Annotated in this window: 11 protein-coding genes; 5 read left to right on the top strand and 6 right to left on the bottom strand. The window is 73.5% G+C overall.

Annotated elements, in window-relative coordinates; genetic code table 11:
- Positions 1–111 precede the first annotated feature (111 nt).
- Both ASC82_RS11240 and ASC82_RS11245 read left to right on the top strand, forming a co-directional pair.
- Positions 112–600, top strand: a complete 489-nt coding sequence (locus ASC82_RS11240; protein ID WP_056645020.1) for a GNAT family N-acetyltransferase — start codon at positions 112–114, stop codon at positions 598–600.
- Between the two features lie 169 nt (positions 601–769).
- Positions 770–1495 (top strand): hypothetical protein, encoded by a 726-nt coding sequence (locus ASC82_RS11245; protein WP_056645022.1) that lies wholly within the window; start codon positions 770–772, stop codon positions 1493–1495.
- Here ASC82_RS11245 and ASC82_RS11250 read toward each other — a convergent pair.
- The 3 genes from ASC82_RS11250 to ASC82_RS11260 all read right to left on the bottom strand — a co-directional run bounded on the left by ASC82_RS11250 (position 1422) and on the right by ASC82_RS11260 (position 4745).
- Positions 1422–1853 (bottom strand): VOC family protein, encoded by a 432-nt coding sequence (locus ASC82_RS11250; RefSeq protein WP_056645023.1) that lies wholly within the window; start codon positions 1851–1853, stop codon positions 1422–1424. The two genes, ASC82_RS11245 and ASC82_RS11250, sit on opposite strands and share 74 nt — an antisense overlap.
- A gap of 18 nt (positions 1854–1871) precedes the next feature.
- Entirely contained in the window at positions 1872–2372 is a 501-nt protein-coding gene (locus tag ASC82_RS11255) for a pyridoxamine 5'-phosphate oxidase family protein (protein ID WP_056645026.1), read from the bottom strand.
- A gap of 201 nt (positions 2373–2573) precedes the next feature.
- Positions 2574–4745, bottom strand: a complete 2172-nt coding sequence (locus ASC82_RS11260) for a PIG-L family deacetylase (protein ID WP_056645029.1) — start codon at positions 4743–4745, stop codon at positions 2574–2576.
- Positions 4746–4993: 248 nt separating this feature from the next.
- Between ASC82_RS11260 and ASC82_RS11265 the strand changes: the two genes are divergently transcribed.
- The gene (locus ASC82_RS11265) at positions 4994–7981 is read left to right on the top strand and encodes a bifunctional [glutamine synthetase] adenylyltransferase/[glutamine synthetase]-adenylyl-L-tyrosine phosphorylase (protein ID WP_056645289.1); all 2988 of its coding nucleotides are present in this window, start codon (positions 4994–4996) and stop codon (positions 7979–7981) included.
- A gap of 59 nt (positions 7982–8040) precedes the next feature.
- Here the strand turns inward: ASC82_RS11265 and ASC82_RS11270 are convergent, their stop codons facing one another.
- A complete protein-coding gene (locus ASC82_RS11270) occupies positions 8041–8646 on the bottom strand; it encodes a TetR/AcrR family transcriptional regulator C-terminal domain-containing protein (RefSeq protein ID WP_056645291.1) in 606 nt (201 codons plus the stop codon).
- Positions 8647–8762: 116 nt separating this feature from the next.
- Here ASC82_RS11270 and ASC82_RS11275 point away from each other — a divergent pair, with 116 nt between their 5' ends.
- Positions 8763–10385, top strand: coding sequence for an APC family permease (locus ASC82_RS11275; protein ID WP_079039206.1), 1623 nt, complete (start codon positions 8763–8765; stop codon positions 10383–10385).
- Positions 10295–11866, top strand: a complete 1572-nt coding sequence (locus ASC82_RS11280) for an amidohydrolase (RefSeq protein ID WP_056645294.1) — start codon at positions 10295–10297, stop codon at positions 11864–11866. Before ASC82_RS11275 ends, ASC82_RS11280 begins: the two co-directional genes overlap by 91 nt.
- Positions 11867–11875: 9 nt before the next feature.
- On the opposite strand, the gene ASC82_RS11285 is transcribed toward ASC82_RS11280, so the two are convergent.
- Together ASC82_RS11285 and ASC82_RS11290 are read right to left on the bottom strand one after the other, a co-directional pair.
- A complete protein-coding gene (locus tag ASC82_RS11285) occupies positions 11876–12787 on the bottom strand; it encodes a phosphatase PAP2 family protein (RefSeq protein ID WP_056645297.1) in 912 nt (303 codons plus the stop codon).
- Positions 12788–12893: 106 nt separating this feature from the next.
- Positions 12894–13916: a LacI family DNA-binding transcriptional regulator gene (locus ASC82_RS11290; protein WP_037643490.1), complete on the bottom strand. Its 1023-nt coding sequence runs from the start codon at positions 13914–13916 to the stop codon at positions 12894–12896.
- Positions 13917–14212 lie beyond the last annotated feature (296 nt).

Raw genomic sequence — 14212 nt, forward strand, 5'->3', positions numbered from 1 at the left:
ATCGACGATCCGGGCCGGTGGCGTCAGCTGCCGGCCCGGAGTCGTTCCCCGGCCAACCCCGGCGTGGGTAAATGCGTTGCCCAGGAGCGGAGGGCAGCCGACACTGCCCCGGTGAAGATCGATTTCGTCGCCACCGAGCGGCTCCTGTTGCAACCGTTGAGCACCACAGAGGCCGAGCGCATCGTCGCTCGGGAGGCCGGGGAAGGGGACCTCTGGGGGGAGGAGTATCCCGGGGACGGGGACGTTCGCGCGTGCACCGGGTTTCTGCGGGGCGTCGCCGAGCGCGGGGATCCGGGTGTGTTCCGGCCCTACGCGATCCGGCTCGACGGGGTCGCCGTCGGCGGGATCGGGTTCCACGGGCCGCCGAACGAGCTGGGCGTCGCCACCATCGGGTACGGGCTCACGCCCGGGGCGCGCGGGAAGGGTTACGCGTCCGAGGCGCTGCGAGCGGTCCTCGAACTGGCCCGGCAGGCCGGCGCCGCCGGGGTGAAGGGGGACGCCGACCTCGACAACCCGGCCTCCCACCGGGTGATGGAGGCCGCGGGGATGCCGTGCGTGGCGGAGGACGAGACGCTCCGGCACTTCTACATCGGGTTCTAGGGAGTGTCTTGTCGATCAGGCAGGACACCCCCTAGCGCGGGAGCCGGGATGCCGCCGTGCGTCACGCCCCACAGGACGGCGGCTCCTCGGACACCATGACGCGGACGTGAGGGTTCCCCCTAGGGTCGGTACGCCACGGAGGCCCGGCCCACCGCTAGCGTCTGACGGCATGTCGGAAGCCTCTTCCCGTGACCCCTCCCGCGTCTGGTACGCCGCCTACGGCTCCAACACGCATGCCGAGCGCCTCGCCTGCTACCTCGCCGGCGGCCGGCCGCCCGGGGCCGCGCGGACGTTCCCCGGGGGCCGGGACCCGCGCCCGCCCGAGCGGTCCGTGGCCCTCGTACTGCCCGGGCAGGTGTACTTCGCCACCGAGTCGCCCGTCTGGGGCGGCGGCCGGGCCTTCTACGACGCCGCCGCGGACGGCACCGCCTGGGGCGTCGCCCACCTGCTCACCGTGGGGCAGTTCTCCGACATCGCCGCGCAGGAGATGTACCGCGCGCCCGGCGCCGACCTCGACCTGACCGAGGTGCGCGCCACCGGACGCTGCTCCCTCGGAACGGGGCGGTACGAGACGCTCGTCTGCTCCGGAGTCCTCGACGGGCTCCCGGTGCTCACGTTCACCGCGCCGTGGCCGATGCCGGAGGGCGGTGGGGAGGGCGGTGAGGAGGACGGCGGGCTGCGTCCGCCCTCCGCCGCGTATCTCCGGCACGTCGCCGCCGGGCTGCACGGCGCCGGGGCCTGGCGGCCCGCCGAGGTCGCCGCCTATCTCGCCGGCTGCCCGGGCGCGGCCGGGCACTGGACCCCGGAGGCCGTGGCCGCCCTCAGCGTTCCGACAGCTCCGACGGGGCCTCCTGGACCACCCAGCCGTTGCCGTCCGGATCCTCGAAGGTCATGAACGAGTTCCAGGTGTCGCCCTTCCCGTCCTCCCAGCCCGTCGCGCCGACGTGCATCACGGCCGAGACGTCGACGCCCCGGCCGACCAGCTCCTTCCGCGCCGCCTCGATGTCCGTGACGCAGAGCTGGAGGCCGTGCAGGGTGCCGGGGGCCATCTCCTTCGTCCCCGGCATCGTCGGCATGCCGCTCAGCATCGCGATCGAACAGCGCGAGCCCGGCGGCGTCGCCTGGACGATCCGCATGCCCGGCGCGACCTCGTCGTCCAGGTCGATCGTGAAGCCGCACTTGCCGCCGTAGAACTCCTTGGCCTTGTCCATGTCGGTGACGGGGACGGGGACGACTTCCAGCGTCCAGTTCACACGTATCTCCTCGGGTCCTCAGAAACGCCAGCGGGTCTGGCCGAACGGCTCGCCCTTGGCGAAGCCGAAGACCGTACGAGGCGCGACCGCGAACACCAGGGCCGTACCACCGTCGCTCAGGAAGGCCCCGTCCCGCACCCCGAATCGCCAATCCGGGCCGTACTTCTCCACGTACGCCTCCGCGAGGGCCCGCAGCCGTGCCTCGCCCGTCACCCGGGCCGCCTCGCCCTCGACGACGAGGTCGAGGCCGCCGGCGAGGGAGGCGGAGCCGGTGGTGAGGACCACCGACGCGTTCTCCGCGAGATTGCGGGCCTTGCGCTCGTCCGGCCCGGTGCAGAAGTGCAGGGCGCCCTCCGACCAGACCGCGATGAGCGGGGTGACGTGCGGGCGTCCTTCCGGGCGGACCGTCGTCAGCCAGAAGACCTCGGCCGCCGCGAGCCGGGCGGCCGCGTCGGACCAGGGCAGCGGGGCCGCCTTCGGGTCGCTGTAGCGGGAGTCGAGGGAAGTACGCGGATCCATGACCGGCCGTCCTTTCGCCGCGGCCCACGGAAAGGGCCACAAAAGGGAAGACCGGTCCGCCCGCCGGAACTCATCGGTCGGAGACTCACCGGCCGGCGGTCCGCCCACCGGATTCAGCGGTCGCCCGGTCCGCCCACCGAAGGTCATCGGTCGGTCCGCCCACCGGATTCAGCGGTCGGCCGACCGTCCGCCTTCCCGGACTCAGCGGCCCGCCGGCGTCCAGTGCAGCCTGCCGTTCAGGCCGATCGCCGCGACCCCGTCCGTCCCCGCGTCCGGCGCCCCGGAGAACAGGAACCGCTCCAGCCTCCACGTCGGCCGCGTCGCGCCCCGCCCCAGCGGGGCCGTCGCCAGGACGCCCGTACGGGAGCGCACCGCGAGCATCCCCTCGCCGCCGACCGAGGCGCTGCCCTTGGTCCCGCCGACCGAGCCGCCGGTGGAGCCCCCCACCGAACCGCTCACCGGGCCGAAGCCCGCGACGCCGCCCGCCACCTCACGCATGGGGGAGATCAGGCCGGCGCCCGAGAAGTCGGCGGTCCGCAGGTCGTTGGAGGCCGGCTTGCGGAACCAGAGCCGTACGCCCTCGCCGCCCGGCGCCGGGCTCGCGCTCAGCGCCAGCGTCGTCGGCGGCAGGCCCGTCAGCGCGGGACCGGCCAGCGGTCCGCCGGGGCGCTGCGCCGCCCACGCGAGGACGGTGTGCGGGGTGCTCGCGAAGACGTACCCGCGGCCCGCCGCGTCGGTCGCCGCCACCGGGTCGCCGTGCACGTCGACGCCGCCGAGCGTCCGCCACGGACCCCAGAGGCCGTCCGTGCCCTGCTCGCGGGCCGCCAGCCGGTGCCCGCTGTCCCGTACGACCAGGGTCATCCGGCCGTCGGTGCCCACGGTCACGGCGGGTGCGCTGATGTCGGAGGTGCCCTCGACGTCGTTCCGCTCGGGCGTGCCGAGCGTGCGCCACGGGCCGAAGGCGCCGCCCGTCGCGGACTGCTCGGCCGTCACCACCTCGCGGCGGTAGTCCGAAGGGCCGGTGCCGAGGGTCGTGCGGGTGCCGAAGACGGCCAGGCGGCCGTCGGGCAGCAGCGTGGAGGTGACCCCGCTGTCGAGGCCGCCGCCGGGCAGCAGCACCGGCCCCCGCCAGGCCGCCGAGCCCGCCGCCTTCCGCCAGGTCGCGAGACGCCCGTCGAGGACGGAGAAGGCGTGCAGCCCGCCGTCCCGGTCGCGCTGCACCCAGGAGGTGGAGGTGCCCCGGGCGTACCGGATGGTCTGCGCCCAGCCGCGGCCCGCGGGCCGCGCGGCGACCTTCAGGTCGCCGCAGCCCGCGACGGTCCCGCAGTCGTTGACGCCGTCCATCCACGCGTACGTCTTGAGGATCTTCAGCTTCGCGTCCGCGGTCTCGGGGTCGAGGGTGTGCGGGAGGACGCTGGTGGGGTAGCCGAGGTAGTTCTGCACGCCGACGTGCGGGTGGCCGGGGACCTCCGCGTACCGGGCGAGCGCGGCCTGGACGAACCGCGCCCCGTACAGGTGGTCCTGGTGGTCCTGGTAGCGGCCCGTGCCGGGGACCTTGCCGGAGGTCGGGTCCTGCATCCGGACGAAGGTCGGCCGGAAGCGCTCCAGGATCCCGGTCACCGTCGCGACGACCTGGTCCTTGGTGTACGTGAAGTCCGCCGCGACCGGGGTGCCGGTGGCGCGCTGGGAGGCGAGCGCGGAGATCCGGCCGTGCCACAGGCCGTTGAGGCTCTGGGGGCGGTCGCCGTTGGTCGCCCCGGCCTCGCGCATCTGCAGCCAGACGAGCTTCACGTGCGGCTTCGCCCGCAGGGTGTCCAGCTCGGCGGTCGCGCCGCCGGCCGTGGGGATCGCGACCCGGTCCCAGGGGCTGGTGCGGCTGCCGGTGGCCATCTCCGCGTACGCGGCGCGGATGCCGTTCTGCCGGGCCTCTGCGTACCCCGCCTTGTCGGGCGCGGCGCCGGCCGCGTCGCGCGGGCGGGCGTTGACGCCGTCCGACTCGCCGGAGGTGAGGTAGACGGAGGTCAGGGGGCTGCCGGAGCGGATGGACTGGGAGGTGTCCGGGTTCATGAAGAACAGGTCGTCGTCGGGGTGCGCCACGATCTGCACCACGGACGCGCCGTCGGAGGCGGCGGACGGCGTCTCGGCCGGGCGGGCCTTCCCGGGGGCCTCGACGGGACGTATCCCGCCGTCCGCCGGTGCCTTCCGGGGCAGGGGAACCGCGGCCGCCGAGGAGTCCGGCGCCGTCGTCACCGACAGCAGACCGGCGAAGGTGCCGCCCACCAGGACGGCCGTCACGGCCGTCGAGACGACTCTGCGGCGGGAGCCCCCGCGGCGGGAGGCGGCGGCAGGACGGCGGGTGAGGCGGACGTGCATCGGTGAGGGCGCGCTTTCACGGAAGGACGGGCGAGAGGACGTGTGCGGGGGTGGTGCACGCACAACAAGACGGACTTTCAAGAAATACGGTTCATTGGGTCCGAAAAGCGATCGATGTGCGGGATGTCACGTGTGATCCGCTTCGATCCGAAGGCCTGGGCGCCCGCACCCCTCACTCCGGATAGGCTCGATCTCTCGGGTACGACCGTGGGAGACCCGGGATGGACCTGCTTGGAGGGAGCGGTCGGATGACGGTGCCGGGGCGCAGGAGCAGTACCTTCTCACGCCTGCTGCGACACGGATTCACCGATCCTTCGGGGGCCGAGCGGCTCCTCGACGTGCCGGAGCTGTCCGCCCTCCGCGGCGACGCCGTCCTCCTCGACGCCCTCGGCGCCACCGCCGATCCGGATCTCGCCCTGCGCGGCCTGGTCCGCCTCGTCGAGGCCCAGCCCGAGACCGAGCGGCAGACCCTCACCGCCACCCTGCTCTCCGCCAAGCCCTTCCGCGACCGGCTCCTCGGGGTGCTCGGCGCCTCCGAGGCCCTCGCCGACCACCTGGCACGCCACCCCCGCGACTGGGAGTCCCTCGTCACGTACGAGGCGGCCGACCTGCACCCGGGGGTCGCCGAGTTCGAGCAGGGCCTCGCCGACGCCACCGACGCCGTCTCGCTGCGGGTCTCCTACCGCCGCTGCCTGCTCGCCATAGCGGCCCGTGACGTGTGCGGCACGACGGACGTCGCGCAGGCTGCGGCCGAGCTCGCCGACCTGGCGACGGCGACCCTGCGCGCCGCGCTCGCCATCGCCCGCACCGCCGAGCCCGCCGACGCCGCCCAGTGCCGGCTCGCCGTGATCGCGATGGGCAAGTGCGGCGGCCACGAGCTCAACTACGTCTCCGACGTGGACGTGATCTTCGTCGGGGAGCCGGTGGAGGGCGCCGACGAGGGCAAGGCCATGCAGGCCGCGACCCGGATCGCCTCGCACCTCATGCGGATCTGCTCCGAGACCAACATCGAGGGCACGATCTGGCCGGTCGACGCCAATCTCCGCCCCGAGGGCCGCAACGGCCCCCTCGTCCGCACCCTCTCCTCCCACCTCGCCTACTACCAGCGCTGGGCGAAGACCTGGGAGTTCCAGGCCCTCCTGAAGGCGCGGGCCGTGGCGGGCGACCCGGAGCTCGGCGCCCAGTACATCGACGCCGTCTCCCCGCTCGTCTGGCAGGCCGCCGAGCGCGAGAACTTCGTCCCCGACGTGCAGAAGATGCGCCGCCGGGTCGTCGACAACATCCCCGCCGCCCAGGTCGAGCGCGAGCTCAAGCTCGGCCCCGGCGGCCTGCGGGACGTCGAGTTCGCCGTCCAGCTCCTCCAGCTCGTGCACGGCCGCAGCGACGCGGGCCTGCACAGCGGCACCACCCTGGACGCGCTCGCCGCGCTCGCCGCCGGCGGCTACGTCGGCCGGGCCGACGCGGCCCAGCTCGACGAGGCCTACCGGTTCCTGCGGGCCATGGAGCACCGCATCCAGCTCTACCGGCTGCGCCGCACCCACCTCGTCCCCGAGGACGAGGCCGACCTGCGCCGCCTCGGCCGCTCCCTCGGGCTGCGCACCGACCCGGTCGCCGAGCTCAACAAGGAGTGGAAGCGGCACGCCGCCGTCGTCCGCCGGCTCCACGAGAAGCTCTTCTACCGGCCGCTGCTCGACGCCGTCGCCCAGCTCGCCCCCGGCGAGATCCGGCTCAGCCCGAAGGCGGCCGGGCAGCGCCTCGAAGCCCTCGGCTACCAGGACCCGGTGTCCGCCCTGCGCCACCTGGAGGCGCTCGCCTCCGGGGTGAGCCGCAAGGCCGCGATCCAGCGGACGCTGCTCCCGGTGCTCCTCGGCTGGTTCGCCGACTCCGCAGACCCGGACGCCGGCCTCCTCGGCTTCCGCAAGGTCTCGGACGCGCTCGGCAAGACCCCCTGGTACCTCCGCCTCCTCCGGGACGAGGGCGCCGCCGCCGAGAACCTCGCCCGGGTGCTCTCCGCCGGCCGCCTCGCCCCCGACCTGCTGCTCCGCGCCCCCGAGGCGGTCGCCATCCTCGGCGACCCCGAGGGGCTGAAGCCGCGCGGCCGGGACCACCTGGAGCAGGAGGTCCTGGCGGCGGTGGGCCGCGCGGACGACGCCGAGCAGGCGGTCGCGGCGGCCCGCGGGGTGCGCCGCAGGGAGCTGTTCCGTACGGCCGCGGCCGACCTCATCGGCTCGTACGGTACCGAGGACAACCCTCGCGAGCCCGACCCCGGCGCGCTCGTCGACCGGGTGGGGGAGGCCGTCACCGATCTCAACGCGGCGACCATCGCGGGCGCCCTGCGGGCCGCCGTGCGCGCCGAGTGGGGGGACGAGCTGCCCACCCGGTTCGCCGTCATCGGCATGGGCCGCTTCGGCGGGCACGAGCTGGGCTACGGCTCCGACGCCGACGTGCTGTTCGTGCACGAGCCGCGCGAGGGCGTCGACGAGCAGGAGGCGGCGAAGGCCGCGAACAAGGTGGTCTCGGAGATGCGGCGGCTGCTCCAACTGCCCACCGCCGACCCGCCGTTGCTGATCGACGCGGACCTCAGGCCGGAGGGCAAGAGCGGCCCCCTGGTCCGTACCCTGAAGTCGTACGAGGCCTACTACCGCCGCTGGTCGCTCGTCTGGGAGAGCCAGGCCCTGCTGCGCGCCGCACCCATGGCGGGCGACAGCGAGTTGGCGGACCGGTTCATCGAGCTGGTCGACCCGCTCCGCTATCCCGCCGAAGGCCTCGGCGAGGACGCGGTCCGCGAGATCCGCCGCCTCAAGGCCCGGATGGAGTCCGAGCGGCTGCCGCGCGGCGCCGACCCGACGCTCCACGCCAAGCTGGGGCGCGGCGGCCTGAGCGACGTCGAGTGGACGGTCCAGCTGATGCAGATGCGGCACGGCTGGGCCGAGCCGGGACTGCGGACGACCCGGACCCGCGAGGCCCTCGGGGCCGCGCACGCGGCGGGCCTGATCGGGACGGAGGAGGCGCAGACCCTCGACGAGGCCTGGGTCCTCGCGACCCGCGTCCGCAACGCGGTGATGCTGGTCCGCGGCCGCCCCGGCGACACCTTCCCCTCGGACCCGCGCGAACTGGCTGCGGTCGGACGGTACTTGGGGTACGTCCCCGGCCACGTCGGGGAACTGGTCGACGACTACCGCCGCGTCACCCGCCGAGCCAGGGCCGTCGTCGACGAGCTGTTCTACGGCGCGTAGACGGCTGCTCCGGCCGGCCGCTCCAGGGCGCGTGGACACTCGTAGGAACCGAGGCCGTTCTACGGCGCGTAGACCTCCCGGACGTGCGCCAGGTACGCCGTGAGCGCCAGCTCGAAGGCCTGGTCCGCGCGCCCCTCCGGGACCGCGCCGAGCGCGCGGGCCAGCTGCGGGGTGGCCGTCTCGTCGGCGAGCTCCCACATCGCCTCGGGGGCGGCCAGGTCGAGCGCCGAGCCGAGGACCACGTTCTCCAGGGCGATGATCACCGGCATGACGTCCGGCAGCGCGAACCCGGCGTCGAGGAGGCGGCCCACGGCGCGCTCATACTGGTCGAGGACCTTGGGCGCCCGCACCGGTGAGGTCATGAGCAGCGGGATCGCGCGCGGGTGGGCGGCGAAGGCGGCGCGGTAGGAGCGGGCCCAGGCCGCCATGGCCTCGTCCCAGGGCGTCAGGTCCAGGGTCGCGCCGTCGATCGCGGTGGCCACCCGCTCGCGCAGCAGCTCCACGATCCCGTCCCGCCCGTCGACGTGGTGGTAGACGGAGGCCGTCTGCACCCCGAGCCGCCGGGCGATCTGCGGGACGCTGAACTCGCCCTGCTCGTCGACGATCTCGAGAGCCGTGGTGGTGATCCGCTCCCGGTCGAGGAGGGGTCTGCGCGGCCGGCCCATGAATCGTCACTCCCTGTTCAGGTCCATGTCGGGTCTTCCCGAATCGTTGAACGCGAGGCTACATTGCGCAAACCGAAAGCCTTTAGGTTTCCTGTCACGGAGAGGCTTCCCCACCCATGTCCTCACCCACCCCCGACGAGCCCCCGGGGCTGAGAACCGGCACGCTCACCACCGCCGACATCTCCTTCTTCGTCGTCTCCGCCGCCGCCCCGCTCACCGTCATGGCCGGCGTCGCCCCCGTCGCCATCCTCCTCGGCGGCATCGGCGCCCCCGTCGGCTACCTCCTGGCCGGCCTCACCCTCACCGTCTTCGCCGTCGGCTTCACCACCATGAGCCGCCACGTCCGCAGCGCCGGCGCCTTCTACGCGTACATCACCCGCGGCCTCGGCCGGCCGGTCGGCATCGCCGCCGCCCTCGTCGCCATGCTCGGCTACAACGGCATGGAGATCGGCGTGTACGGGCTCCTCGGCTCCGCCACCTCGGACACCGCCGCCGCCCTCGGCCACGACGTCCCCTGGCTGCCCGTCTCCCTCGCCGGCCTCCTGCTGATCTGGTACGGCGGCTACCGCTCGATCGACTTCGGCGCCAAGCTCCTCGGCGTCCTCCTCGTCGCCGAGACCGGCATCCTCGTGCTCCTCGCCGGCGGCGTCCTGATCGACGGCGGCGCCCACGGCCTCTCCCTCGGCGGCCTCGCCCCCGCCCACGTCCTCACCGGCGGCACCGCCGCCGTCCTGGCCTGCGCCTTCGCCGCCTTCACCGGCTTCGAGTCCACGGTGATCTACCGGCGCGAGGCCAAGGACCCCGAGCGCACCATCCCCCGCGCCACCTACCTCGCGGTCGCCTTCCTCGGCCTCTTCTACGCCTTCGTCGTCTGGACCGTCATCCAGGCCTTCGGCGAGGACAAGGTCGTCCAGGCCGCCGCCGACGACCCCGGCGGCCTCTTCTTCGCCGCCATCACCACCTACGTCGGAGCCTGGGCCGCCGACCTGATGCACGTCCTCATCGTCACCAGCGTCCTCGCCTCCCTCCTCGCCTTCCACAACGCCATCAACCGCTACACGCTCTCCCTCTCCGAGGAGGGAGTGCTGCCCAAGACGCTCGGCCGGATCCACCCCCGCCACCGCTCCCCGTACGTCGCGGGGGCCGCGCAGACCGTGCTCGGCGCGGTCGTCGTCCTCGCCTTCGCGCTCGCGGGCGCCGACCCGTACCAGCAGCTCCTGCTCTGGGTGAACACCCCCGGCATGCTCGGCCTGATGGTCCTCCAGCTGCTCGCCGCGCTCGCCGTGCCCTTCTTCTTCCGGCGGATCGACCACCGCGAGGGCCTCCTCCGCACGGTCGTCGCCCCCGTCACCGCCTTCGTCCTGCTCGCCGGGGCGATCGCGCTGGTCACCGTCAACATCGACCTCTTCACCGCGGCCTCGACGACCGTCAACACCGTGCTCGTCTCGCTCGTCCCCGCCGTGTTCCTCCTCGGGCTCCTCCTCGCGTACCGGCTCCGCCGCACCCGCCCCGAGGTCTACGCCCACTTCGCCGCCGAGCCGTCCGCCGAGCCCGCCGCCGAGCCGTCCGCCGAGCCCGCCGCCGAGCCGTCCACCGAGCCCGCCGCCGAGCCGTCCACCGAGACCCCCACCGAAGGGACCGACCCCTCGTGTCCGCACCCGACCTCGTCCTCGTCAACGCCCGCGTCCGCGACCCCGAGCTCACCGGCGCCACCGCCGTCGCCGTCCATGGCGGAGTGATCACCGCCCTCGGCGACGCCACCGACGCCCGCGCCTGGGCCGGCCCCGGCACCGAGACCGTCGACCTGGCCGGCGCCACCCTCACCCCCGGCCTCACCGACGCCCACAGCCACCCCGTCTGGGGCCTGGAGATGTACACCGGCACCGACCTCTCGGCCGTCACCGACCTCGAAGGGCTCCGCGCCGCCCTCAAGGCCGCCGAGCGCCGCGACGGCTGGGTCCTCGGCCACGGCCTCGACCACAACGCCTTCGGCGGCCGCCCCGTCCACCGCGACCTCGTCGAGGACGTCCTCGACGGCGCCCCCGCCCACCTGCGCCTCTACGACGGACACTCCGCCCTCGTCAGCGAGGCCGCCCTCAAGGCCGCCGGCATCGAAGGGCCCCGGGCCTTCACCCAGCGCTCCGAGATCGTCATCGGCGCCGACGGCCGCCCCACCGGGCACCTGATCGAGCACGCCGCCATGGACCTGATGACCCCGGTCCTGCCCGCCCAGCCGTTCGCCGAGCGCCGCGACCGGCTCGTCGAGCTCCTCTCCGCCATGGCCGCCACCGGCCTCACCGGCGCCCACGTCATGGACCTCGGCGGACACGACGTGCCCGGACTCCTCGCCGCCCTGGAGGAGGACGGCGACCTGCCCCTGCGGCTGCGCCTCGCGCCCTGGTGCATGCCGGGCGCCACCGAGGAGGAGCTGGACGCCTTCGTCCGCCTCCAGGAGCGGGCCGGCCGGCTCTGGCGGATCGGCGGGGTCAAGTTCTTCATGGACGGCACCGTCGAGGGCGGCACCGCCTGGCTGGAGCACGCCGACTGCCACGGCCAGGGCACCGACGCCTTCTGGCCCGACCCGGCCGCGTACTCCGCCGCCGTGCGCCACCTCCACCGCGCCGGGGTCGGCACCGCCACCCACGCCATCGGGGACGCCGCCGTCCGGCACGTCCTCGACACCGTGGAAGCCCTCGGTACGGGCGGTCCCCGCCACCGGATCGAGCACATCGAGACGGTCCCCGACGACCAGCTCGGCCGCTTCGCCGCGCTCGGCGTCGTCGCCTCCATGCAGCCGCCGCACACCGCGTACACCCGCGCCGACCACACCGACGAGTGGTCCAAGCGGCTCGGCGAGGAGCGGGCGGCCCGCGCCTGGCGCTGCCGCGACCTGCGGGAGGCCGGGGCGCACCTCGCCCTCGGCTCCGACTGGCCCATCGCCCACCACGACGCCCGTCAGGTCCTCGCCACCGCCCGCGCCCCGCGCGGCGCGGCCTCGGCCCGGCACGGGCTCACCGGCCTGATGGCGCTGGAGGGCATGACGACGCACGCGGCGGTCGCTGCGGGGGAGGAGACGGTCGCGGGCCGGATCGCCCCGGGCTTCCGGGCCGACCTCACGGCCTTCGCCGTGGACCCGGTGGAGGCCCCGGCGGACGAGGTCGAGAAGACGGCGATCCGGCTCACCGTCACCGGTGGCCGGATCGCGTACAGGCAGGACTGAGCGGGTCGGTTACCTGGGGGAGCCGACCGGACGCTCCGCCTCGTGGTCCGTGTCCTTCGTGCTCTCCGACGAGGGGCGCGGACCGCCCTGCGCGACGGGGGCTGCCGGCTCCACCAGCTTCGGCAGGCGGTGCGGCCGGGAGCCGTACCAGAAGTACGAGACGAGGAAGCCGAAGGACAGGCAGATCATGCCGCCGACCGCGTCCAGCCAGAAGTGGTTGGCGGTCGCGACGATCACGACGAGCGTGACCGTCGGGTAGAGCAGGCCCAGGATCCGCGCCCAGGGCGCCTTGGCGAGCAGGAAGATCGTCAGCCCGCACCACAGCGACCAGCCGATGTGCATCGACGGCATCGCCGCGTACTGGTTCGACACGTGCTTGAGGTTGCCCGAGGCCATCGAGCCCCAGGTCTCGTGGACGAGGACCGTGTCGATGAAGCTCTGGCTCGTCATGAGCCGCGGGGGCGCGAGCGGGTACAGGTAGTAACCGACCAGTGCCACACCGGTGGTGGCGAACAGGACGGTGCGGAACGCCGCGTAACGGCCCGGCTGCCATCGGTAAAGCCAGACGAGCACACCGATGGTCACGATGAAGTGCAGCGTCGCGTAGTAGTAGTTCATCGAGACGATCAGCCAGGTCACCGAGTTCACGGCGTGGTTGACGGTGTGCTCGAAGGCGAGGCCGAGGGACTCCTCGGCCTGCCAGATCCAGTCCGCGTTCTTGAGCGCCTGGGCCTTCTGCTCCGGCACCGCGTTGCGGATGAGCGAGTACGTCCAGTAGCTGATCGCGATGAGCGCGATCTCGAACCAGATGGTGGGGCGGCGCGGCACGCGCGCACGCAGCTGAGACCACCTGCCGTCGGCCACGATGGGTGACGACGGGGTCGTCCGGTCGTCCAAACTCTTCACGGTCGTTTCACCCATAGGCAGAGAGTTTGCCAGATCCCGTCCCTCCGACCGATCATCCCCCGGTCGGGTTCCGAGCGCACCCGGTCCGCCTCAAGAAGGAGGCTCCTCCCCCAGGAGACCCTCAGCCGGAGGACGGGGCCGAGGCGGTCGAACCGCGGACGACCAGCTCGGGCATGAAGACGAACTCGGAGTGCGGTGCCGGGGTGCCCCCGACCTCTTCGAGCAGCGCGCGGACCGCGGCCTGCCCCATCGCCTGCACGGGCTGGCGGATGGTGGTCAGCGGCGGATCCGTGAACGCTATGAGCGGGGAGTCGTCGAAGCCGACGACGGAGACGTCCCGGGGCACGTCGAGCCCCTGCTGGCGGGCCGCCCGGATCGCGCCGAGCGCCATCATGTCGCTCGCGCACACGACCGCCGTGCAGCCGCGGGAGATCAGGGCGCCGGCCGCCGCCTGGCCGCCCTCCAGGGTGTAGAGGGAGTGCTGGATCAGCTCCTCGGACTCCTCGGGGCCGAGGCCGAGCCGCTCCTCCATGCCCTTCTGGAAGCCCTCTATCTTGCGCAGCACCGGCACGAACCGCTTGGGACCGACCGCGAGCCCGATCCGGGTGTGGCCGAGCGCCGCGAGGTGCGTCACCGCGAGCCGCATCGCCGCCCGGTCGTCGGGCGACACGAAGGGCGCCTGGACCTTGGGGGAGAAGCCGTTGAGGAGGACGTACGGGACGCCCTTGCCGCGCAGCTGGTCGTAGCGCGTCATGTCGGCGGTGGTGTCGGCGTGCAGCCCGGAGACGAAGATGATGCCGGCGACGCCCCGCTCGACCAGCATGTCGGTGAGCTCGTCCTCGGTGGATCCGCCGGGGGTCTGGGTGGCGAGGACCGGCGTGTATCCCTGCCGGGTCAGGGCCTGCCCGATGACCTGCGCGAGCGCGGGGAAGATCGGGTTGTCCAGCTCGGGGGTGATGAGGCCGACGAGTCCGGCGCTGCGCTGCCGCAGGCGTACGGGACGCTCATAGCCGAGCACGTCGAGTGCGGCAAGCACGGATTCACGGGTGGCGGTGGCCACACCGGGCTTGCCGTTGAGCACGCGGCTGACTGTGGCTTCACTGACCCCCGCCTGGGCTGCGATATCGGCAAGCCGCGCGGTCATGAGGATGGACTGTACCGGTCACAGCGCGTATTGCCCACCGAACGCCCGTCGGGGTGGATTCGAGGCGGAATCCACGCGGTTCCGCGAGATTTCCGCAAGGTCTTGCAGAGCTTGCGGAGAACACGCGTGGGGCAGGTGGGGCCGGTGTTCGGTCCGATGAGGTCGTTCTGTCCGGAAGTGGGCTGCTCCGGCCCCTGTCAACAGACCCTTCGGCAACCTTCGGGACACGCGGATGTAACGATCCCCGGGTCTTGCAGAAATTTCACGCAAGGTCTTTCGGCTCGTTTTCATCCCTG

Origin of the sequence: Streptomyces sp. Root431, from assembly GCF_001426585.1 — a bacterium.
Classification (GTDB): Bacteria; Actinomycetota; Actinomycetes; order Streptomycetales; family Streptomycetaceae; genus Streptomyces; species Streptomyces stackebrandtii.

Coding starts and splice junctions, on each gene's coding strand:
- ASC82_RS11245 (WP_056645022.1), top strand. CDS start 770: ATGTCGGAAGCCTCTTCCCGTGACCCCTCCCGCGTCTGGTACGCCGCC.
- ASC82_RS11255 (WP_056645026.1), bottom strand. CDS start 2,372: ATGGATCCGCGTACTTCCCTCGACTCCCGCTACAGCGACCCGAAGGCG.
- ASC82_RS11260 (WP_056645029.1), bottom strand. CDS start 4,745: ATGCACGTCCGCCTCACCCGCCGTCCTGCCGCCGCCTCCCGCCGCGGG.
- ASC82_RS11265 (WP_056645289.1), top strand. CDS start 4,994: ATGACGGTGCCGGGGCGCAGGAGCAGTACCTTCTCACGCCTGCTGCGA.
- ASC82_RS11270 (WP_056645291.1), bottom strand. CDS start 8,646: ATGGGCCGGCCGCGCAGACCCCTCCTCGACCGGGAGCGGATCACCACC.
- ASC82_RS11275 (WP_079039206.1), top strand. CDS start 8,763: ATGTCCTCACCCACCCCCGACGAGCCCCCGGGGCTGAGAACCGGCACG.
- ASC82_RS11285 (WP_056645297.1), bottom strand. CDS start 12,787: ATGGGTGAAACGACCGTGAAGAGTTTGGACGACCGGACGACCCCGTCG.
- ASC82_RS11290 (WP_037643490.1), bottom strand. CDS start 13,916: ATGACCGCGCGGCTTGCCGATATCGCAGCCCAGGCGGGGGTCAGTGAA.